The organism is Hymenobacter sp. BT188 (assembly GCF_014333585.1).
Taxonomy (GTDB): domain Bacteria; phylum Bacteroidota; class Bacteroidia; order Cytophagales; family Hymenobacteraceae; genus Hymenobacter.
In genome coordinates this window covers 79,784-102,388 of sequence record NZ_JACSCW010000009.1, presented here as the reverse complement: position 1 = coordinate 102,388, position 22,605 = coordinate 79,784, and the positions used below count along the sequence as shown (strand labels likewise).

Annotated in this window: 17 protein-coding genes, 1 tRNA gene and 1 pseudogene; 16 read left to right on the top strand and 3 right to left on the bottom strand. The window is 51.7% G+C overall.

All coding sequences use genetic code 11. The annotated features are described in order from the left end of the window. Positions 1-789: 789 nt before the first annotated feature. A tRNA-Met gene (locus tag H8B13_RS19685) sits at positions 790-863 on the bottom strand. A gap of 137 nt (positions 864-1,000) precedes the next feature. Here H8B13_RS19685 and H8B13_RS19680 point away from each other — a divergent pair. From H8B13_RS19680 to bshB1, 8 genes are all read left to right on the top strand, one after another. Next, positions 1,001-1,414, top strand: a complete 414-nt coding sequence (locus H8B13_RS19680; RefSeq protein ID WP_084447460.1) for an START-like domain-containing protein — start codon at positions 1,001-1,003, stop codon at positions 1,412-1,414. 113 nt (positions 1,415-1,527) lie between these two features. Then, positions 1,528-2,961 (top strand): LptF/LptG family permease, encoded by a 1,434-nt coding sequence (locus H8B13_RS19675; protein WP_187312528.1) that lies wholly within the window; start codon positions 1,528-1,530, stop codon positions 2,959-2,961. 175 nt (positions 2,962-3,136) lie between these two features. After that, a complete protein-coding gene (gene rpsO, locus H8B13_RS19670; protein WP_133272904.1) occupies positions 3,137-3,412 on the top strand; it encodes a 30S ribosomal protein S15 in 276 nt (91 codons plus the stop codon). 197 nt (positions 3,413-3,609) lie between these two features. Beyond that, entirely contained in the window at positions 3,610-5,775 is a 2,166-nt protein-coding gene (gene pnp / locus H8B13_RS19665) for a polyribonucleotide nucleotidyltransferase (protein WP_187312527.1), read from the top strand. A gap of 108 nt (positions 5,776-5,883) precedes the next feature. Next, positions 5,884-6,747, top strand: coding sequence for an RNA polymerase sigma factor RpoD/SigA (locus tag H8B13_RS19660; RefSeq protein WP_084447456.1), 864 nt, complete (start codon positions 5,884-5,886; stop codon positions 6,745-6,747). Positions 6,748-6,942: 195 nt separating this feature from the next. Continuing rightward, positions 6,943-7,890 carry a thioredoxin-disulfide reductase gene (trxB, locus tag H8B13_RS19655; protein ID WP_187312526.1) on the top strand — a complete coding sequence of 316 codons (948 nt, stop codon included), beginning with the start codon at positions 6,943-6,945 and terminating at the stop codon, positions 7,888-7,890. Between the two features lie 197 nt (positions 7,891-8,087). Continuing rightward, entirely contained in the window at positions 8,088-9,206 is a 1,119-nt protein-coding gene (locus H8B13_RS19650) for a M23 family metallopeptidase (RefSeq protein ID WP_261990479.1), read from the top strand. 118 nt (positions 9,207-9,324) lie between these two features. Then, a complete protein-coding gene (gene bshB1, locus H8B13_RS19645) occupies positions 9,325-10,044 on the top strand; it encodes a bacillithiol biosynthesis deacetylase BshB1 (RefSeq protein ID WP_187312525.1) in 720 nt (239 codons plus the stop codon). Between the two features lie 84 nt (positions 10,045-10,128). Here the strand turns inward: bshB1 and accC are convergent, their stop codons facing one another. Continuing rightward, positions 10,129-11,640 carry an acetyl-CoA carboxylase biotin carboxylase subunit gene (gene accC, locus H8B13_RS19640; RefSeq protein WP_187312524.1) on the bottom strand — a complete coding sequence of 504 codons (1,512 nt, stop codon included), beginning with the start codon at positions 11,638-11,640 and terminating at the stop codon, positions 10,129-10,131. A gap of 299 nt (positions 11,641-11,939) precedes the next feature. Here accC and H8B13_RS19635 point away from each other — a divergent pair, with 299 nt between their 5' ends. The 4 genes and pseudogenes from H8B13_RS19635 to H8B13_RS19620 all read left to right on the top strand — a co-directional run bounded on the left by H8B13_RS19635 (position 11,940) and on the right by H8B13_RS19620 (position 15,067). Next, the gene (locus tag H8B13_RS19635; protein WP_187312523.1) at positions 11,940-13,184 is read left to right on the top strand and encodes an aminotransferase class I/II-fold pyridoxal phosphate-dependent enzyme; all 1,245 of its coding nucleotides are present in this window, start codon (positions 11,940-11,942) and stop codon (positions 13,182-13,184) included. 248 nt (positions 13,185-13,432) lie between these two features. After that, positions 13,433-13,603 (top strand): annotated as a pseudogene (locus H8B13_RS21630) (histone H1); the annotation flags it as partial. Between the two features lie 323 nt (positions 13,604-13,926). Continuing rightward, entirely contained in the window at positions 13,927-14,196 is a 270-nt protein-coding gene (locus H8B13_RS19625) for a hypothetical protein (RefSeq protein WP_187312521.1), read from the top strand. Continuing rightward, positions 14,171-15,067, top strand: a complete 897-nt coding sequence (locus H8B13_RS19620) for a prohibitin family protein (protein ID WP_187312520.1) — start codon at positions 14,171-14,173, stop codon at positions 15,065-15,067. Before H8B13_RS19625 ends, H8B13_RS19620 begins: the two co-directional genes overlap by 26 nt. 114 nt (positions 15,068-15,181) lie before the next feature. On the opposite strand, the gene tyrS is transcribed toward H8B13_RS19620, so the two are convergent. Next, a complete protein-coding gene (tyrS, locus tag H8B13_RS19615) occupies positions 15,182-16,495 on the bottom strand; it encodes a tyrosine--tRNA ligase (RefSeq protein WP_187312519.1) in 1,314 nt (437 codons plus the stop codon). A gap of 163 nt (positions 16,496-16,658) precedes the next feature. On the opposite strand from tyrS, the gene holA reads away from it, so the two are divergent. From holA to H8B13_RS19595, 4 genes are all read left to right on the top strand, one after another. Then, positions 16,659-17,711: a DNA polymerase III subunit delta gene (gene holA / locus H8B13_RS19610; RefSeq protein WP_187312518.1), complete on the top strand. Its 1,053-nt coding sequence runs from the start codon at positions 16,659-16,661 to the stop codon at positions 17,709-17,711. 159 nt (positions 17,712-17,870) lie between these two features. Then, positions 17,871-18,278 carry a response regulator gene (locus tag H8B13_RS19605; RefSeq protein ID WP_315985170.1) on the top strand — a complete coding sequence of 136 codons (408 nt, stop codon included), beginning with the start codon at positions 17,871-17,873 and terminating at the stop codon, positions 18,276-18,278. A 99-nt stretch (positions 18,279-18,377) separates the two neighbouring features. Then, complete coding sequence (locus H8B13_RS19600; protein WP_187312516.1) at positions 18,378-19,088, top strand: hypothetical protein; 711 nt, start codon at positions 18,378-18,380, stop codon at positions 19,086-19,088. 242 nt (positions 19,089-19,330) lie between these two features. After that, positions 19,331-22,543: a tetratricopeptide repeat protein gene (locus tag H8B13_RS19595; RefSeq protein ID WP_187312515.1), complete on the top strand. Its 3,213-nt coding sequence runs from the start codon at positions 19,331-19,333 to the stop codon at positions 22,541-22,543. Positions 22,544-22,605: the final 62 nt, after the last annotated feature.

Sequence of the window (22,605 nt, the reverse complement as noted above, 5' to 3'; positions counted from 1 at the left end):
TTCCAATCATTCAAAGAACGTGTGCTAACTCCTGTTGAGCTAACCGTGTCGCTACTCCCGTAGCCCTATCCCTACTGCCATCTTGAACGTCTTCTTACTGGTGTTCTAAAACTCATAATGAGCTTTTTACAAACAGCTTAGTCAATGTTCTTAGTTCACTTAACCACCTGAAAAATTTGCTTTCGTATAAAGCTTCTTTCTGATTGGGGGTGCAAAGGTATAAACCTTTGTCGATACACCAAAAAAATATTTAATTATTTTTTTCAGCTAGTCACTCCCGTATGGAGTCTTTCCGTGATCGGGGTGCAAAGGTAAAAACGTCTCTTAACAATGCAATAGATGTTGTAATTATTTTTCTAGAATAGTTCGTTGGGTAATTGGCGATAGGTAAAGCACTGATACATCTTAGAGATTTCTAATGGTTCAAACTACTTTAATGAAAATCTAAAGGCTTCCTATTAAAGCTTGGATAATATTTGTGTGGTATATACGGCTGTATTCATCTATGCGTCTGTACTGTCTTAATCTATAGAAGCTTTGTGATAAATAAATAATACCAACGATAAATTGGACTTGAAAAATCGAGTATAATAAGTATAATAGCTAGGCAGGTAAAGTATTGCCACTAAAGGTCCTCATAAAAAGGGTGAAACTTATTCGTGCCATAGGTTTCGTGTTGTATTGAGTGAGCGAGGGGGGGCGATTTGAACTGGTGAATTATCAGAGGTATTCAAAGTGTGGGCTAGAAAAGCAAAAAAGGCCTTCCTAAACTAGGAAGGCCCTTGCTTGTAGCGGGGACGAGAGTTGAACTCGTGACCTCAGGGTTATGAATCCTGTGCTCTAACCAACTGAGCTACCCCGCCGGCTTTTTTGATGGCGCAAAGGTAGGCACAAGATTTGACCCAACGCAATCCTTAGTAAAAAAAAACCCGTGTATATTGCCCGCTACCTGCCATATGTCTTGGGTAGGAGTGATGCCGTTCTTTTATATATCTGCCTTATGCCTCTCTCTGCAACTCGCTCAAAACACCGTTTTTCGGTGGAATACCCTATTAATGCATCAACTAAAATTCTGTACCCATATTTGGCTTCAGCTTCAGGGCTGACGCAGTGGTTTTGTCAGGACGTGCGCATTGATGAAGACCACCGCTTCAATTTTATCTGGGACAATCAGCCCCATTACGCCGAGATGAGTTCACATCGCACTAATCGGTCGGTGCGCTATGTGTTTCTGGATCAGAACAAACGACTGACACCGGATGCAAGCTACCTCGACTTTACGTTGGAAGAATCTCAGCTAACGCAAGAGGTGTATCTACGGGTGCTAGACTACTCGGAGGAAACGGATGAGGAGGAGTTGCAGGAAATGTGGGACAGCCTGATTGTAAAGTTGCGGGAACAAGTAGGCGGCTAAGTCGGGTTTAATATAAAAAATGAAGGAGCAGAAGCTAAACGGGCAACAGCTACGTTTACTTACTGCTCCTTTTTAGTGGAAATGCCCCCCAGCGGTACATTTCTGGCCAATCAATGAAAAAACTCGACAAACTAATTCTGAAGGCCTTTGCTGGACCTTTTTTACTGACGTTCGCGGTGGTAGAGTTTATTCTGCTGACGCAGTATATGCTTAAATACATGGATGATATAATTGGTAAAGACCTCGGTTTCGCGGTCATTGGCCAGTTATTATTCTTCTTTAGTGTCTTGATGGTACCAATTGCGCTGCCCTTGGCGGTGCTGCTATCGTCGCTCATGACGTACGGAACTTTGGGCGAGCACCAGGAACTAACCGCTATTAAGACTTCTGGAATTTCGCTAACACGTATTCTGAGACCTGTACTGCTGGTAAGCTTGGTGTTGGCCGTTGGAGCATTCTGGTTTAATAATACCATCGTTCCAAAGGCAAACCTGAACGCCTATAGCTTGCTGTGGGATGTGCGCCAACAGAAACTATCCCTAGATATTCGGGAAGGGGTTTTCTATAATGGTATCCCCGGCTATACTATTAAGGTGAATCAGAAGGCTGGTGAGAATGGCGACCTTCTCAAGGGCGTCATGATTTATGACCACACTAATACAGACGGTAACTCCAAGGTTATACTGGCTGATTCGGGCCGGATGTTTATGCGCTTTGGGGGGCAATATCTGGGGCTTGAGCTGTTTGATGGCGTAATGTATCTGGAGCAGCCCGATGTTCGGAATAGGGCGGGAGCGAGCTTTGTGCGCCAAGCTTTTTCGCGCAACCTGATTACGTTCTCTTTAGCGTCTTTTGATTTGAATCGGACGCAGCAGGAACTATTCACGGAGAACAAAATGATGATGGATCTGCCGCGTCTGCATCAGTACACTGATTCACTGCATAAGCGCCTTGGTACCGAGCGACAACAGCAGGTGCGGATGCTGAATCCGTATTATGTGCATATGCGCCTTGATACCACTGGACAAGCAGCCAATCAGCGGGTGGCTAATTGGCAAGTATCAACCAAAGAATTGCCCCCCCTTACGCTCAACCAGGTACAGCAGGCCACCAACCGAGCGCGCAACTTGCGTGGCTATTTAAGTAGCTCAGTAGAGCGCCTTACCACATTAGCCCGTGAAACAGGCAACTACCGTATTGAGATTTACCGCAAATACACGCAGTCAGCTGCTGTATTGATTATGTTTTTGATTGGCGCACCACTGGGGGCCATTATTAAGAAAGGTGGCCTGGGCGTGCCCGTGCTGATTTCTATTCTATTCTTCATTATCTATTACGTGGCCTCCATTATGGGTGAGAAGTACGGTCGCGAAGGTGTGCTGCCGGTAGGGCTAGGTATGTGGATTGCCGATGCACTATTATTGCCAGTAGGTCTATTTTTTCTCTACCAAGCACGGCGCGACTCAGGCGTATTAGAAGTGGATTTTTGGCGCCGTATACCAGCCAAAATCCGCTGGCCCTTTCGTGGTTACCGACGCGCATCTTAATTGCTTTTACTTATTTGTGGCATCTTAACCACAACCTTCAAAGCCACAAGTGCAAATCTGAACTGGCAAAAACGCACAACGAGCCATAAAAACTCTTACCTTTGCGGCCACTCCGAGATGCGGGGTGGCCTTTTTTCTCATATTTTAATTCCAGACGGGTAACTCCTATCTGCCGATGAAACTCACTACCGAAGCAAAACAGACTATTTTCGCTGAAAATAGCCTCTCCAAATCTGCCACCGATACCGGTTCGGCTGAATCGCAAATTGCGTTGTTTACACACCGCATCAACCACCTGACGGAGCACCTGAAGGTTAACAAGAAAGACTTTTCGACTCGCTTAGGTTTGCTTAAGCTTGTAGGTAAGCGTCGTCGTCTGCTTGACTATCTGCAGCACCGCGAGATTAACCGCTACCGCGCGATTATTAAGGAGCTGGGTATCCGCAAGTAATCCCGTCCGTAGGAGCAGGGAGCCCTCTTTTGAGGGTTCCCTGCTCTTTTTTTAACCCCTTGGGTCACCTTTTGGGTAAGGCAAGCTGTTACATTACAAAAAAGCCCCCCAGACAATTATAGAGTAAAATAATACCGGAGCCCGGTACTGTTTTTTTGGCTGCTCGCCCGCTGTCGCTTTCCTAAGCAATCTTTCCGATGCCTAATTACCACGCTATTACCAAAACTATTACGCTGCCAGATGGTCGGCAGATAACCCTTGAAACTGGCAAATTGGCCAAATTCGCCGATGGGGCGGTAGTGGTACGCCTTGGCGATGCCATGCTGCTGGCTACGGTGGTTTCGCAGCCCAGTCAGCGCGAAGGCGTTGATTTCTTGCCTTTATCAGTTGATTACCAAGAGAAGTTCGGCTCAGCCGGAAAAATTCCTGGTTCGTTTCAGCGCCGCGAAGGCCGCTTGTCGGACTCCGAAATTCTCGTTAGCCGTTTGGTTGACCGCATTTTGCGCCCTATGTTCCCTAAGGATTATCACTATGAGGTGCAGGTGATGATTTCGCTGATATCAGCAGATAAGGATGTCCAGCCTGATGCGTTGGCTGCTCTAGCCGCCTCAGCTGCACTGTCTGTTTCTGATATTCCATTTGCTGGCCCTATCTCAGAAGTACGCGTAGCGCGTATTGATGGCAAGCTGCAGATCAACCCCAAAACCTCCGACATTGCGCGCGCTGACATCGACCTCATCGTTGGTGCTACTGCCGACTCGGTGGCAATGGTAGAAGGTGAGATGAATGAAGTGAGCGAAGAGGAAATGGTGCAAGCCATTGCCTATGCCCACGAAGCTATCAAGGAGCAGGTACGCGTGCAAATGGAGCTGGGCGCTGTAGTGGAGAAGGCCGCCGTTAAGCGTGATTATCCAAAGTATGAGGAAGACGCCGAGTTGAAGCAGCGCATTACTGATGCTGTTTATCAGAAGGCCTATACCGTAGCTTACTCTGGCAATACTAGCAAGGCGGGCCGTAAGGAAGGCTTCAGTGCTATTAAGAAAGAGTTGCTCGAAACGCTTATAGCTGAGCAGCCCGATCTGAACATGAAAATGTTTAGCCGCTACCACGCCTCAGCGGAGAAGAAGGCTATCCGCGATATGATGATCAAGGAGCGCACGCGCTTGGACGGTCGTCAGCTCACGGAGATTCGTCCTATCTGGAGCGAAATCAACTATCTGCCCGGTGCACACGGCTCTGCTTTATTTACACGTGGTGAAACCCAGTCGCTGACTACGGTGACTTTGGGCACTAAACTGGATGAGCAAATTATTGACTCGGCTATGCTTTCGGGCTACAGCAAGTTCATGCTCCACTACAACTTTCCAGCCTTCTCAACTGGTGAAGTAAAGCCTAATCGCGGTCCTGGCCGTCGGGAAATTGGCCACGGTAACTTGGCTATGCGCTCTTTAAAGCGTGTATTACCAGGTGAAGATGAAAACCCGTACACTATTCGCATCGTGTCGGATATCTTGGAGTCGAATGGCTCTTCGTCGATGGCTACAGTGTGTGCTGGTTCATTGGCACTGATGGATGCAGGGGTGAAAGTTCGCGCTGCCGTATCAGGTATTGCTATGGGCCTTGTGCAAGACAAGGAAACCGGGGAGTACGCTGTTCTGTCCGATATTTTGGGTGATGAAGATCACTTAGGCGACATGGACTTCAAGGTGACGGGCACGGAGAAAGGAATTGTGGCATGCCAGATGGATATCAAAATCCAGGGGTTGAGCAGCGAGATCCTGACTGCTGCTCTGCATCAGGCCCGTGAAGGCCGTCTGCACATCCTGGGCGAAATGGCTAAGACCATCAGCCAGCCCGCCGCCGATATGAAGCCGCACACACCTCGCTCGCACAAGATGCTGATCGAGAAAGAGTTTATCGGTGCTATTATCGGACCCGGTGGTAAAGTCATTCAGCAGATCCAGAAGGATACCAACGCCACGGTAATTATCGAGGAGAAGGATGAGAAGGGCCACGTCAGCATTTACGCATCGAACCAAGTGGATATGGAAGCTGCCATTGGCCGCATCCGTGCTATTGCAGCTCAGCCAGAAATAGGCGAAACTTATAAGGGCAAAGTTCGCAGTATCCAGCCTTATGGTGCTTTCGTAGAGATTATGCCTGGCAAAGACGGCCTGTTACATATTTCAGAAGTAGGCCATGAGCGCCTCAACAGCCTGGAAGGTGTGCTGGAAGTTGGTCAGGAAATTGACGTAAAACTGCTTGATATCGATAAGAAGACCGGCAAGTATCGTCTCTCGCGCAAGGTTTTATTGCCACGGCCCGAGCGTACAGCCGCTGATAATGGTGAAGCCCAAGCCTAGTCTTCGAACTTTCACGAGTACCGGCATGTTGCCCAAAACTAGCCGGTACTCGTAAAAGGTATCAGTAATGTTCAATAACTATCATAATACAACTCTTTCGCGCCCGCAATGAGACAGCTTAAAATCAGCAAGCAAATCACCAACCGCGAAAGCCAGTCGCTGGATAAATACCTCCAGGAGATTGGCAAAGTGGATTTGCTCACCCCCGACGAGGAGGTAACGCTGGCGCAGCGGATTAGGGAAGGCGACCAACAAGCGCTGGAAAAGCTTACCAAGGCTAATCTGCGCTTTGTGGTATCAGTAGCCAAGCAGTATCAGAATCAGGGACTTTCGCTGGGCGACTTGATCAACGAGGGCAACCTTGGCTTGATTAAAGCTGCCAAGCGCTTCGATGAAACCCGCGGCTTTAAGTTTATTTCTTATGCCGTATGGTGGATTCGTCAGTCCATTCTGCAAGCCTTGGCCGAGCAGTCGCGCATTGTGCGCCTGCCGCTGAACCGGGTAGGTTCCCTAAACAAGATTTCGAAGTCCTTCTCCGAACTGGAGCAAAAATTTGAGCGAGAGCCCTCGCCCGAAGAGATTGCCGAAGTACTGGAACTGACTACTTCTGAGGTAGTCGATACGCTCAAGATTTCAGGCCGCCACGTGTCCGTAGATGCGCCGTTTGTGCAAGGCGAAGAAAATCGCTTGCTCGATGTGCTCGAAAACGAAGACGAGGAGTCGCCGGACACGGGCCTAATGAACGACTCACTGCGCAAAGAAGTGCAGCGCGCTCTCTCCACGCTTACCAAGCGCGAAGCGGACGTGATTACCCTTTATTTCGGTTTGAATGGCGAGCATTCGCTTACGCTGGAAGAAATTGGTGAGAAGTTTAGCCTGACTCGAGAGCGGGTTCGCCAGATCAAAGAGAAGGCCATTCGCCGCTTGCGCCACACCTCGCGCTCCAAAGCTCTGAAGCCTTATCTGGGGTAAATTTTGCCCCCCAGCCTCAAAAACCCCAGCCTATTCGTTGGGGTTTTTTGTTACACATGGCAGTAGCATTCCCTCAGATGTACTCTGAAATGATAACTGGGGGGCTTTTTTGCTACTATTGCTGTGGCGTTTGAAGCTCAAACGAGCGCCCAGGCCATATTCACTTTTTTTATTGCATCTCCGCTTTCACCAGAAATGGAAAATACCAATTCGGAACACGTAAAGTGTTTGATTATCGGTTCGGGACCAGCCGGCTATACAGCAGCTATTTATGCCGCCCGTGCTAATATGCAGCCCGTTATGTATCAAGGTTTGCAGCCCGGTGGACAGCTTACTATTACTAACGACGTCGAGAACTTTCCTGGTTACCCGGATGGGGTGATGGGGCCGGCTATGATGGAGGACTTGAAGAACCAGGCGTCGCGCTTTGGAACGGATGTCCGTTATGGTCTGGCCACGGCAGTGGACTTTTCGGGTCATCCGCACCAGGTAACTATTGACGAGCATAAAACCATCACCGCCGATACTGTGATTATCGCTACTGGTGCTTCGGCTAAGTGGCTTGGCCTAGAGTCAGAAGCACGGCTGAATGGCTCGGGTGTATCGGCTTGCGCAGTTTGTGATGGGTTTTTTTATCGCGGTAAGGAAGTAGCCATTGTAGGCGCGGGCGACACAGCAGCTGAGGAGGCAACTTACTTAGCTAACCTGTGCTCGAAAGTGTACATGATAGTGCGCAAAGGAGAAATGCGCGCTTCGAAAATTATGCAGAAGCGCGTAGTTGACAACCCCAAAATAGAGGTTCTGTGGAACACGGTAACCGACGAAATTCTGGGGGAACATGCCGTGGAAGCCGTCCGCGTAAAGAATACACTGACTCACGAAACACGTGAAATTCCGGTAGAGGGCTTTTTTGTCGCTATCGGTCATGAGCCCAACTCCAAGATTTTTCAGCCCTTCCTGCATCATGATGAGCAAGGGTATTTGAAAACGATTCCTGGCTCATCCAAAACTAACGTCGATGGCGTGTTTGCCTGTGGTGATGTGCAGGACTACACCTATCGTCAGGCCGTGACAGCGGCTGGCACGGGCTGTATGGCTGCTTTGGATGCTGAACGGTATCTGGCTGCTTTAGGCGAGCATTAGGAGATTTTTTGACTAACGTCATACCAAGCCGAGTAAAGTATTTTGTTCAGCTTGGTATGACATTTCTTTAATTTGAGTTTTCCGGGCGCTTTGCCTTTAAGCTACACACTAGCCACCATGCATTCACGTTTGGTTGCTTAACTTGCTATCTTGAAAACTGCCCTTAGGGGCGAGGAACGCCTCAACGTCATTCGCTTTTGTTGAATTTTTTGAAATATGGGCTACTGCCCCTGTTGATGATTGGGCTGCTACTTGCGTGGCCCAACTCAGCCCAGGCCCAACGCCGAAAAGCCCCCCAGCCAAAGGCTAAGGGTGGCTCGGCGGGTCAGCGGAAGGATTTCTTCCGCATGAAATCGCCAACGATCCGCTATGTGCGGCCCGATACGACTGTTCTGATAAAGACGGAAGATCTGCCCGATGATAACTCGGAAGCAGCCAAATCAATCTTCTTCAATCCCGCCAAAAAGCTGTCGATGGTTAGTGAAGATACTACCTCGCTGAACGAAGGCGAGCAACACATCGTGGAAGTGTCTGATGAAGTTCGTATCGACAGTTCATGGGTGAAAGTGGCTGGCTATTACGCCATTTGGGATACGCGCAATATCAATCCGTACCGGGTTGATGGTCGCCGGCTGCGCGATACTCTGACGCTGAAGTTGGTAGATCCGCTGCGGAAGCGATATGCCAAGATGCCCTTGGGAACGACACCCACCACTTCCGATTTCGGATTTCGTGGTAGCCGCTGGCATTATGGCGTTGACTTGGATCTGAATACCGGCGACACCGTACGCGCCGCCTTCGATGGAGTGGTGCGAATCTCGAAATGGGACGGAAGTGGCTACGGCAACTATTTGTTGGTGCGTCATTACAATGGTATTGAAACGCTGTATGGCCACCTGAGCAAGTCGCTTGTCACGACGGGTACCTTTGTGAAGGCTGGCCAAATTATTGGGCTGGGGGGCAATACGGGCCGTAGCACGGGCTCGCACCTTCACTATGAGGTACGCTACGAAGGCAACCCCATCGACCCCGAGCGGATGTATGACTTTCCGGATTATAAGCTCCGGCAAGATAATTTTCAAATTACCTCGGCTTTGTTTAACTACTACAGCAGAGCCATACAGAGTCGCTCACGGTCTAGCTCCAGCAGTGGCAGTAAGCCAACGGCAGCAAGACGCATTGTGACGCACAAGATTAGAAGTGGGGATACGCTCTCCGAAATTGCCGACAAATATGGTGTATCTGTTAGTCAGATTAAACGGCTCAACGGCGGCACATCAACCTTGCGTATCGGTCGTACGTTGCGTATCAAATAGACTGCCTTCTAGAGTTCTTGATTGGCTTAGCCGGTAAAGCGCTAGTTGTTCTGCTAAGGCAGCAAACGACTCAGCTTTTACCGGCTAAGTCATTTAATCTTTTAACCACCCATTTAACATGAAATTAGATATTCTGGCCATCGCCGCCCACCCCGACGATGCGGAAATGTCCTGTGCCGGCGCTTTACTAGCCGCAGCGTCCCAAGGCAAAAAGATAGGAGTAGTAGACTTAACGCGGGGAGAACTTGGCACGCGCGGCACACCCGAAATAAGGGCTGCTGAGGCAGCCGCAGCGTCCAAAATACTTGGTTTGAACGCTCGTGAAAACCTAGGATTGGCTGACGGTTTTTTTTATAACGATCGAGAGCATCAGTTGCCCATAATTGCCGCTGTGCGCCGTTATCAACCCGACATCGTACTGCTAAACGCCATCCACGATCGCCACCCAGACCACGGCCGCGGCTCCCAGCTGGCTTCTGAATCGTGCTTTCTGTCGGGGCTGAAGATGATTGAAACGCTGGATGAAAATGGCCAGCCCCAGTCCGCTTGGCGGCCCCGCTTAGTATATCATTACATACAGGACCGGCAAATTGCGCCCGATTTCGTGGTCGATATATCGGAGTTCTGGGATAAGAAGTGGGAGGCAATTCAGGCCTTCAAAAGCCAGTTCTTCGATGCTAATAGCACCGAGCCGATTACTTACTTGTCTACGCCTGCCTTCTCAAAGTTTATGGAAGCCCGCGCCCGGGAGTTTGGCCACCTCATTGGGGTAGAATTTGGTGAAGGATTCACTCGCGAGCGTACTCTAGGCGTGCGGCAGTTATCGGATTTGGTTTAAATCGCTCTGACTTTGTTTCCATATACCACAAGAAAGCCCAGCCTAATTGGCCGGGCTTTCTTGTGATGCTAAATCTTAATTTTATTAACGCAGGCCCAATCGGTTCCGCTTCCAAGCCGAACCAGTGACGCTAGCAGCTTCTGTAGCGGGAGCAACTTGCGGTTTCTTTTCTGTGAGCAGCATCGCGCTGAGCACCGCGGCTAGCTTGTTGATTTCCGCCTCGTCGTCATTACTGGGAATTAAATCAGCGGGCGTGAAGTGGTCGCGAATGAAGTTCGTATCAAAATTGCCCCCCACGAAGGCCGGGTGCTGAAGCACGTAGCGGCCGAAGGGCAACGTCGTCTGAATGCCGGTAATTTGATACTCGTCGATGGCTCGCAGCATGCGAGCAATGGCTTCCGCGCGATCTTTACCGAAAGTGACGAGCTTGGCAATCATGGGGTCGTAATAAATCGGAATGTCCATGCCTTGCTCGAAGCCATCATCCACGCGGACGCCGGGGCCTTGAGGGCGCACATAGGTAGTGAGCGTGCCGATATCGGGCAGGAAGTTATTGGCAGGATCCTCAGCGTACACACGCAGCTCCAAGGCATGACCAGTGATGGTAAGATCTTCCTGCTGGAAGGGCAGGGGCTCGCCTTGGGCTACTCGAATCTGCTCTTTTACAAGGTCCAGGCCGGTGATTTGCTCCGTGACGGGGTGCTCTACTTGGAGACGCGTATTCATCTCCAGAAAGTAGAAATTGTGATTTTCGTCGAGCAGAAACTCCACGGTGCCGGCTCCGGTGTAGTTGCAGGCGCGGGCCACATCCACGGCTGCGCGGCCCATTTGGTCGCGTAGCTCAGGCGTAAGCACGGAGGATGGTGCTTCCTCAATCACTTTCTGATGGCGGCGCTGAATGCTGCATTCACGCTCAAACAGGTGTACAATATTGCCGTGCTCATCCCCCAGCACCTGAATTTCGATGTGGCGGGGCGAGCCGATGTACTTTTCAATGAATACGGCGCCGTTGCCGAATGCACTCGTGGCTTCCGATACGGCCAGCTGCATCTGCTCCTCAAACTCGCTTTCCGCATTCACAATGCGCATGCCCTTTCCGCCACCGCCCGCAGATGCTTTAATAAGAATAGGAAACCCAACCTGACGCGCCACTACTTTGGCGGCTTCCACATCCGTGATAGCTTCCTCGGTGCCGGGCACCATCGGAATATCAAAGTCGGCCACTGCGGCTTTGGCAGCGAGCTTGGAGCCCATCAGCTCCATAGCCTCAGGCGAGGGACCAACGAAAATTAATCCGGCTTCTTTTACTTTCCGTGCGAAGGCAGCATTTTCGCTCAGAAAGCCGTAGCCGGGGTGAATGGCATCAACGCCGAGCTGGCGGCACACTTCCAGAATTTTGTCGCCGCGCAGGTAGCTTTCGCTCGATTGAGGACCACCCACGCACACGGCCTCATCGGCGTAGCGCACGTGCAGGGCCTGGCGGTCGGCCTCACTATAAATAGCTACGGTCTGGATGCCCATTTCGCGGGCCGAACGCAACACACGGAGTGCGATTTCGCCCCGGTTGGCAACCAGTAGTTTCTTGATTTGCTTCATGAAAGTGGGTGGGATATGGCTGGAAATAGTGAGGGGCTGCCAGCTTAGGAGGATAATAAAGTCAGTTTTTTGTGCTATACTGGAAACTGACAAGGAACAATTTACCGCTAACTTAGCTCAAAGAAACACCATTCTGTCGGCTCGAGGAAGTGCTAGGGGGCATTTTTATGCTGCTTTAGTAAAGTAGAAAGCCACGTCTTTGGCAGTTACCTTCGTGAATTGCCATAACTTTGCACAAGACCGGTGGTTGTGCCCAGTATACTACTGCCGTATTCGTTTCACATTTAATTTATTCCTCCGTGGATCTTTTCGAGAAGATTGCTTCCAACCGCGGCCCATTGGGCAGCCACTCGCACTATGCGCACGGCTACTTTACCTTTCCTAAGCTAGAAGGCGAGATCAAGCCCCGCATGATTTTCCGCGGGAAGGAAGTGCTTACCTGGAGCCTCAATAACTATTTAGGTTTGGCTAATCACCCTGAGGTGCGCCGCGTAGATGGCGAATCTGCCATGGAGTGGGGTATGGGCACGCCCATGGGCGCTCGTATTATGAGTGGCAACTCCAACCTGCACGAGCAGCTGGAGGCTGAGCTAGCCGACTTCGTGAAGAAGCCCGACGCGCTGCTGCTCAACTTCGGCTACCAAGGGATCGTGTCTATCATTGATGCCGTGGTAAACCGCCACGATGTGATTGTGTACGACGCCGAGTCGCATGCCTGCATCATTGATGGGGTACGGCTGCACCAAGGCAAGCGCTTTGTGTATCCGCACAACGATATGGAAAGCTTGGAGAAGCAGTTGCAGCGGGCCACCCGCATGGTGGGCGAAACCGGTGGCGGTATTCTGGTGATTACGGAGGGTGTATTCGGCATGTCGGGCAACCAGGGCAACCTGCGCGAAGTGGTCGCTCTGAAGGAAAAATATCAGTTCCGTTTGCTCGTTGACGATGCGCACGGATTCGGTACAATGGGCGCTACAGGCGCTGGAGCGGGCGAAGAACAGGGCGTTCAGGACGGCATTGATCTTTATTTTTCAACGTTTGCGAAGAGCATGGCGAGCATCGGAGCCTTTGTAGCGGGCCCTGAGAGCGTAATTGAATATTTGCGATACAATATGCGTAGCCAGATTTTCGCCAAATCGCTGCCTATGCCGCTTGTAGTGGGTGCAATGAAGCGTTTGGAGCTCCTCCGCACGCAACCAGAGCTGAAAGAGAATCTCTGGACGGTGGTTAGGGCTTTGCAGAGCGGTTTGCGCGAAAAGGGCTTCAATATCGGCACTACGCAGTCGCCGGTAACACCTGTGTTCCTGAGCGGCGAAATTCCCGATGCGACCCAAATAACCTTCGATTTACGCGAGAATCACGGTATTTTCTGCTCTATCGTGGTTTATCCGGTAGTTCCGAAGGGCGTGATTATGCTCCGCCTTATCCCAACGGCGGTGCATACGCTCGAAGACGTGCGCCTGACCATTACGGCCTTCGAAGCAGTGGCTGAAAAGCTCAATAAGGGCTTATACTCCAAGACTACTGCATCCGTGCAAGCCTAGTCAATTTAGCAAATTATAGAGGCCTCAACGCCGACAATCATAATGGTTGTCGGCGTTATTTTTTGTACTATGGCGATGTAAGTCCAACGTTGAGAGAGGTATTATTTAGTTGTAAGAGGTGTAAAAATCGCCCTGGAAAGCGCTGAGGGGCATTTTAGAAAAAAAATAGAAATATTGCTTGTATTTGAAATCCCTGTATATTAGAGCCAGTCAATAACAACCTTTCTTCCCCCATAAACCCTTTTCCAATGAACAATTTTAGCAAGCTCAAGGACCTAGTAATGTCGCTCGAGGGTGACTTCGACAAGTTTTACGACAAGCAAAACTCAGCCGCCGGTACCCGTGTGCGCAAAGGAATGCAGGAGTTGAAGAACATGGCCCAAGAGATCCGCACCGAAGTGCAGAACATGAAGAACACTGGCGGTGAAGCTGCCGGCGCTAAAGCTGCTCCAGCAGCTAAGAAAGCTGCTCCAGCTGCTGCTAAGAAAGCCGCTCCAGCAAAGAAGAAGTAATTCACGGCCATATTCGGAGTTTTCAGATTCCGTATATTCTGTGAACCTTGCTAGTGCTAAAAAGCCCCCCAGATATTTTCTGGGGGGCTTTTTTAATGATTCTGATTGTTCAGGCTAAATGCCAATAGAAAGCATTTGCTAACTAATGCAGATGTCTGCCAATGAGCATTAGGTGGTGTATGCAACAGTTTAGATATTGCGGCACTGTCCATTCAATTAGCTACTTCCTTATGCCCACAAAACGCACTTATTATCTGTGGCTGGCTGCCTGGGCGCTATTCTACGCTGGCGTGCTGCCTTATGCCGTGCCTATGTTCCTCCATTGGCTGAGTAGCCCTTCCGATTGGTGGCTAGGCTGGGGAGTAGTAGGGCTTTCGGTGCTGGCTGTAGGCGTAGCTTTATCGATATATCAGGCCGCACGCGGCCTTGTTCGCTTCTTATCCCATTCATCTTCTACTCCACCATCTTCATTTAATGACCGATCTTCTACAAAATTCTAATCGTCGCTGGCTGAAGCCTATTGTTTTTGGCAGCTTATTATTAGTAGCAACTATTGCCGGGTGCAGCCTTATTAAAGTAGAGCGCATCGACGCGGGCAACGTGGGCATTAAAGTAAACCTGGCGGGCTCCTCGCGCGGCGTTGACGATATTACGTACACAACGGGCTGGGTATTCTACACGCCGCTAAGCACGGCCGTGTATGAGTTTCCAGTGTATACCCAGCACAAGGAGTACGAAGAGTTTGAGGTGCAGAGCAAGGATGGCTCGGGCTTCGGAGTGGCGCCCAGCCTCAATTATTTTATTCAGTCGGATAAGGTCGATGACATCTTTCGGCAGTATCGGCGGCCGCTGCCCGATATTGAAGATGGCTTCCTCAAAACGGCTGTGTACGAGGCATATCGCGTCGCTACCAACCGCTATACCGCCGACAGTCTGATCAGTAACCGCGGGAGCTACGAGGCGCAGGTGAAAGCCAATCTGGTAAGCCAGCTCCAGACAATGGGCTTTACAGTGCAGCAAATCACTACTAAGCTAGAGCCGCCGGCCAGCCTGAAAGCCGCCATCGACGCGAAAAACACGGCTGTGCAAACCGGCCTGCAAACCGAGAACCGCATTCGGCAGGCGGAAGCGCAGGCGCGCATTAATATTGCGGAAGCCGAAGGCCGGGCCAAATCGATTCGGATTGCGGCCGACGCGCAGGCCTATGCCAACGAAAAGCAGCAGCAGTCGCTCACGCCGCTGCTCGTACAAATGCGCTGGATTGAGGCCTGGGAAAAGGGTGGCAGCGCTGTGCCAGCTTATACGTCGGGTAGCGGAGGCAGCGGCAGCCAGTTTCTGCTTCAACTTCCTGCCGGCACGGTAGGCAAATAATTCATGTTTATTAGTCCGTAAAAAAGCCCCCCAGAAATTATCTGGGGGGCTTTTCTGTGGCGTTAGAAGGAATTCTTGTACCTGCCTGATCTAAAAGGTGATGAAAGCTGTACCTTATATAAGCGAAATCAGGAAGTAGTTTTTCTTGCCTTTCTGGGCTACCAGATACTTGTCCTGTAACAAGGGGAACTCAGACACAGCTTGATCGGCGGCAGCTACTTTCTGACGGTTCAGGCTCACGCCACCGCCTTGAATCATCTTTTTAACCTCGCTTTTCGAAGGAAAAATCTGGTATTGTGTGGCTTCGCTGAGCAAATCGGCCACCAGCAGGCTGCTAGCTTGTTCGCGCGGCACTTCAAGGCGCGGCACGCCGGCGAATACGTCGAGCAGCGTCGCTTCATCGAGACGCTGCAGATCTTCGAGGTCGCCTTTGCCAAACAGAATTTCGGAGGCGGCTACCGCCGCTTCGTACGCCTCGGCAGAGTGAACGCGGGTGGTGACGTCTTTGGCCAAGGCCTTTTGCAAAATGCGCTGGTGCGGAGCCGTTGCGTGCTGCGCTTCCAGATCCAGAATTTCGGCCTCGCTGAGCAAGGTGAACACCCGGATTAGACGGCTGGCGTCGGCGTCGGCGGCGTTGAGCCAGAACTGGTAGAACTGGTAGGGCGAAGTCATTTGGGGCGAGAGCCACACGTTGCCGCCTTCCGATTTTCCGAACTTGGTGCCATCGGCCTTTGTGACCAACGGGCAGGTAAGAGCGTACGCCTTACCGCCATCAAGGCGCCGGATAAGCTCGGTGCCAGTCGTGATGTTGCCCCACTGGTCAGAGCCGCCCATTTGCAGAGTGCAGTTCAGCGTCTGGAACAGGTGACGGAAGTCGTAGCCTTGCAGCAGCTGGTAGCTGAACTCTGTGTAAGACAGCCCTTCGGCACGCTGCTCGCCTTCGGCCTCCGGAGTGCCCAGGCGGCGCTTCACCGAGTCCTTGGCCATCATATAGTTCACGGTAATGTGCTTGCCCACATCGCGCAGAAATTGGAGGAAGCCAAATTCCTTAAACCAATCGTAGTTATTGACCACGACAGCGCCAGTCGGGCCGTCATTAAACTCCAGAAACTTCTCTAGCTGCGCCCGAATACCGGCCTGATTGTCGCGCAGCGTTTCCTCATCCAGCAGGTTGCGCTCCGATGATTTGCCCGACGGGTCGCCAATCATGCCGGTGGCGCCGCCCACCAGCGCGACCGGCCGATGCCCGGCGCGCTGTAAATGCACCAGCAGCATAATAGTGGCCAGGTTACCAATGTGCAGGGAAGCGGCCGTGGGGTCGAAGCCAATGTAGCCGCTGATGGGCTGGTGTTCGGCCAGATGCTCAGCCGTGCCGGGCATGGTGTCGTGCAGCATTCCGCGCCAGCGGAGTTCGTCGAGTAAATTCAAAGCAAGAAGAAGTTTTGACTGTTAACTGTTGAATGACGGCCGTGAGCCCACATTCAACCAATTCTGCGGCAAAGGTAAGCGGTGAGGCGCGTCGTAGCTTTACCTTTGCCTGGCTTAGGAAGAAAAGTATCCAGGCTTTATTTCAACTCAACACATTACCGAAGTGCCTAACTTCAGCCCCGACGAAATTCTGAAGCAGCTCCAGCAGCGGCAGTTTGCGCCCATCTATTTCCTGCAAGGGGAGGAGCCCTACTACATCGATCTGATTGCTGACATCATCGAAAAAAACGTGATGCCCGAGCATGAGCGCGGCTTCAACCAGGTGGTGCTTTATGGGAAGGATGTGGACATAGCCACTATTCTGGGCCAGGCGCGGCGCTTTCCGATGATGGCCGAGCGCTCGGTGGTTATTGTAAAGGAAGCACAGTCGGTGGCCGACATGGAGCGGGAGAGTAGCTATCCGTTTTTTGAGGCGTACCTGAAAAATCCGCTGGCCAGCACGGTGCTGGTGTTTTGCTATAAGCACAAAACACTGGACGGCCGTAAGGCCCTGGCCAAAGCGATGACCAAGCACGCGGCCGTGCTGACCAGCAAAAAGCTTTACGATAACCAAGTTGCGCCCTGGCTGACGGGCTACGTGCGCAGCAAGCAGCAGCAAATTGCCCCCCAAGCCGTGGCGATGCTCAGCGAGTATATCGGTCCCGACCTTGGCCGGCTGACCAATGAGATAGATAAGCTGCTGCTCAACGTGAAGCCCGGCCAGGCCATTGATGAGGACTTGGTGCAACGCCTGGTAGGGATCAGCAAAGACTATAACATCTTCGAGCTTCAGCGGGCGCTCATTCAGCGCGATGTGCTGAAGGCCAACCGGATTCTACATTATTTCGAGGCTAACCCGAAGGCCAATCCTATTATCCCGAACCTGACCTTGCTTTTCGGCTTTTTTACCAAGCTCCTCGTGCTGCATCAGATCAGCAATCCCTCCGACGCTGACTTCAAAAAGCTGGGTATGGTGAACAGCTTTCAGCAGAAAGATGCCCAGCTGGCTATGCGCAACTACAGCTTTCAGCGCACGCGCGACATCATTCACTTGCTGCGCCGCGCCGATGCGCAGAGTAAAGGCATTGAGTCGGGCTCGATGACGGAAGGGGAGATTTTGCGCGAGTTGGTATTCCTGATGCTGCACCCCGTGCCGCTGAGTGCCACAGCGGGCTAAACAGATAACAACCAAGTCGTTGGCCAGTAATTGGTCTGCTGTTCAGTTTAAACCCTAGATTTGCCCCCCAAAGAGTTATTCTCAGGGAACAATCGTTTTTATTTATCCCAACATCTATAATTAGGTATTTGCGTGGAGAAGCTACCGTGTATCCTTTTAGTGGACGATGACCCGATTAACAATTTTCTCAATCAACGGCTGCTGGAAGATTTAGCTATTGCTGACCAGCTAATGGTGGCACTAAATGGGCAGGAGGCATTTGCGTTATTGGAGCAGCATTGCCCCGATGCTGCCTGTCCGGCCCTGATTCTGCTGGACGTGAATATGCCCGTGATGAACGGGTTTGAATTTCTGTTTTCTTATCAGCAGCTACCGCTGGCTCGCAGAGAGGCGATTGTCATCATTATGCTCACTACATCTGTGAATTCTCAGGATGTGGAGCGAGGACAGCAGCTTCATGTAGCGGACTTCCTGACCAAGCCGCTAACCAAAGAGAAAGTGAGGGAAATGCTCAGGAAACACTTTGGCTGGCAGTTGACTGAAGGGAAAATGAATCACAGAAGCTAAACAATTGGCTTGTCGATTGCCATAGTACACTTTCTTGCCTTGTAAGCGTATCGGTGGCTGCAACGGCGAGCATTTTACTATTTGTTTACTACTTGTATTGTGAATCGTAACTCACTTTTTGGTCTGCTGGGGATAACACTGCTTACATTTTTAGGGGCCTTTATACTGGGCCGATGGACAAGGCCGACACCCTTATACAGCGCTAGTCAGTCAGCAGGAGAATTCGGTTCAGCATTCACAACGGAGCAGTCGAACGCAATAAAGGCAGACGCAGAATCGGACAGGCTGCTGGCAGCCATGCGAACTGCTGCCTATCAAGAAGAAGCGATTGAAGAATATCAGGCCCTCAACGCGCCAACGACTTCAGACAAGTTAAGAGCCGATACTAAATCTCGTTCGAAAGAGATAACCAAGAAGTCCGGGCTCGCATCTGCTGCGTCAGCCAACTCACCTGACACGGCGCAGCTAGCTTCAACCGCGTCGGCCGGAGTGGCAGATATGGTACGTGATTCAGCTTTGGCTAATGAAAGCATTACGCCCAAAACGGTGATAGCCAAAGACGTTGTAGCCATAGAGGAGCGCCAGCACTATGCTGCTCAACTGCCCAAAGAGCTGCTGAAAAAAGGGATGAAAGCCACGATTAACGTGGTAGGGGAGCAAGCCGACGTAATTATTATGTCGTCGCCATCCTTTGATGCGCAGAGCAGGGATACGGTAATCAAACAGGTGTGCATCGAGCTCAAAGCCCTCGGTTTTAAGCGTGTCCACATTACCGATGGTGGATCCTATACCATGAATTTTGGCTTGTAAAAAAGCCCCCCAGCGAGCGGTGCGGCCTTAATGCCTTGCCCATATGTAGGCGCAGCGTTACTGGATTGATATTTAACCGTGCTATTGTGTGGGTAGCTTACTACTACGGCGGTACTATACCAAAAAAGCCCCCCAGCGCGTTGCCAAGGTGCGAGAATGCCTTTTTTGTGCAACCTCCACCACATTTTCGCTACTTTTGGCCACTCCTGGGCCCGCAGCGCCCTTTCTTGTAACGCCCCGCAATGAAGTTATTTCCCCGCTTGGCGCTGGCCGCCACGCTTAGCACGGCGGCCCCACTGGTGGCCGCAGCCCAGCAAACCCAGGTTTTTGCCGCCGATGAGCGTCATTTCCAGGAAGGCCTTGAACTCTTCGACCGTGGCAAGTACGGTGCCGCGCAGCAGTCTTTTCAGCGCTACCTCGACCTTACTCAGCGCCGCACCGGCGAACAGCGCGACCGCACCACCGATGCCGAATATTACTACGCGGTATCGGGTCTCTACCTGTTTCATCCTGATGCCGAGGACCGGATTCTAGCCTTCGCGGCTAATAATCCGGCCCATCCAAAAGCAGCGGAGGCCTTTTTTCAGCTCGGAAAGTTCTATTTCGATAAGAAGAACTACGCCAAAGCCGCTGAGTACATGCAGCGCGTGGGGCCCGATAACCTGACGCTGGAGCAGCGCGAAGAATCGGAGTTTAAGCTAGCGTACAGCTACTTTGCCCAGAAGGAATTCGATAAGGCTCGTTTGCTATTCGACCGCACCAAGCAAGGCAGCTCGGAGTATCGCTACGCCAGCAGCTATTATGCGGGCTATCTGGCTTTCCGGGCCGGTGACTTTGCCGGAGCCCGCCGCGACTTGGCAGTGGCGGAGGAAAGCGACGGCTACCGCCTCGTGGTGCCGGCCGTGATGACCCAGATTTATTACAAGGAGGGCGACTTTGATGGGTTGATTGCCTACGGCTCGAAGGCATTGGCTCAAACCCCACCGCCCCAGGGCGCCGATGAGATTCAGTTGCTTGTGGGCGATTCTTACTACCAGAAAAGCGACTTCCAGAGTGCTGCCGAGTACTTCAACCGGTACGCTGCCGGCCGCAAGAAGATGGACCCGACGGTGCAGTACAAAATCGGGTATGCCAACTACAAGATGGGCGACTTTAAGGGGGCTGTAAATAGCCTGAAAGGAGTGGCTGCCCGTAAGGATTCATTGGGCCAAAATGCGGCCTATCATATGGGCCTGAGCTATTTGCAGCTAAAGCAGAATCAGCCAGCCCTGAATGCTTTCGATGCGGCCCGCAACGCGACCTTCGACCGCAATATCACGGAGAATGCGACGATCAAATACGCGCAGGTGAATTACCAATTAGGTAATGGCCGGGAAGTAATTGCTTCTCTGAAGGATTTCAACAAGAAGTTTCCGGGCTCCAAGAATGCGGCCGCCGCTGATGACATTCTGAGTGAGAGCTTTCTCAACTCGTCTGACTACGCTCAGGCCATTTCTTACCTCGAAGGCTTGGACAACCGTAGCAGCCGCCTGAACGCTACGTATCAGCGCGTTACTTACTTGCAAGCTGCCACGCTGTACAACAACAGCAAGTTCAATGAGGCACTGCCGTTGCTGGATAAGTCGCTGAAATACCCCCAGGACGACGCCCTGCGGGCCGCGGCTCAGGTGCTGCGCGGTGAGATTTACAGCATCGGGCAGAAATACCCGGAAGCCATTCAAAGCTACACCGCGGCGGCCCGTACGGCCCGTTCTGGCAGCGCGGCCGAAACTGACTTCGACCAGAAAGCTCGTTACGGCTTGGGCTACGCTTATTACAACACCAAGCAGTATGATCGGGCGCGTTCACAGTTTCAGGCCTATCTGAAGGATGCTGAAACCCGCCAACCCGCCAACGACCCCAACTACTACGACGTAACCCTGCGCCTGGCCGATACTTATTATGTGGCCAAAGACTATAAGCAGGCCCTGACGGGCTACGACAAGGTTATTGCTTCCAATGCGCCCGACAAGGACTATGCATATTACCAGAAGAGCGTAACGCTGGGCTTGCTAGGTCGCCAAGGGGAAGCTACTAATACGTTGAATACGCTGCTCAAAACTGCCCCCCAGTCGCGCTACGCCGACAATGCCGTATTTCAGCAGGCGCAGTTTGAGTTTGAGGCTGGTAATTTTCAGCCTGCCGTTGATGGCTTTTCGCGCCTGATTCGAGCCCGCCCCAACAGCGCTCTGATTCCGCAGGCCTTGCAGAAGCGTGGTGTGGCCTATGCTAACCTCAATCAGCATGATAAAGCCGTAGCTGACTTTCGCCAGGTATTGGAGCGGTATCCGCGCACCAAGTCTGCAACCAATGCGCTATCGGGCTTGCAGGAGAGCTTAGCCGCGTTGGGCAAGACAGAGGAGTTTGATCAGGCGCTTGGCCAATACAAGTCACAGAATCCGCAGAGCGGTGCTACGGAAAGCGTAGAGTTTGAAGCGGCTAAGTCGCTGTACACTGCTGAAAAGTACGCGCAGGCAATTCCGAGGCTGGAATCATACCTGAAGCAATATCCCAATACCTCCTTGGCCGCTGATGGCCGCTATTTCCTCAGTGATTCTTATCTAAAAACGGGTAAGCAAGCCGAGGGCCTGGCTGGGTTGAAAAACGTAGTAACGGAAGGCAAAAGTGAGTTTGTGAACCGGGCCGCAGGCCGGGTTGCTGACTTGGAGTATGCCAATAAGAACTACCCCGAGGCCATCAAATATTACACGCGTCTGCGGGAAGTATCGCAGAACAAGCGGGAAGTGGCTGATGCAGGCATTGGGCTGATGCGCAGCTACTACGAAAGTGGTGACTACGACGGTACCCGTCGCGTGGCTCAGGATCTGCGGGCGTTGGGTAGTGCTTCGCTGAATGCGACCAATGCGGCGCTGCTTTATTTAGGAAAAGCCAGTTACAAAGCCGGCAACCTAGATCAAGCCATTCCGGAGCTGACTACCGCAGCCAGCACGGCTACGGATGAGAACAGAGCTGAGGCGCAGTACCTTTTGGCCCAGGTATTATTCGACCAGAAGAAATACCCCGAGGCTTTGGATGCGGCCTACAAAACCAACGCCTCCAAATATGAGCTGTGGCAGGGTCGGGGGTTTCTGCTTATCGCCGACATCTACGCGTTGCAGGGTGATAATTTCCAAGCCCGCGCTACACTAAATTCCATCATCGACAACAAATTCCCAGTCGCGGAAATCATCGAGGGCGCCAAGCAGCGACTAGCTGCTTTGCCCGCCGATGGCGCTGCACCGGCGCCCGCAACAAGTGGTGCCAAGCCTACAACCACATCACCGGCGGGCACCAAAACAACTCCTGCTAAACCAGCTTCGCCAGCCGCTCGTCGGGCTGCTGCGCGCCAGGCTTTGCAGCCTACACAGACTCAGCCAAGCGATACTACAGCTTCCCCAGTACCTGTGGAAGAATAGGGTAATTCTGTTTTGCTGAAATAATAAATAATTGATTAATAAATGGTTGAATAAGCTGATTT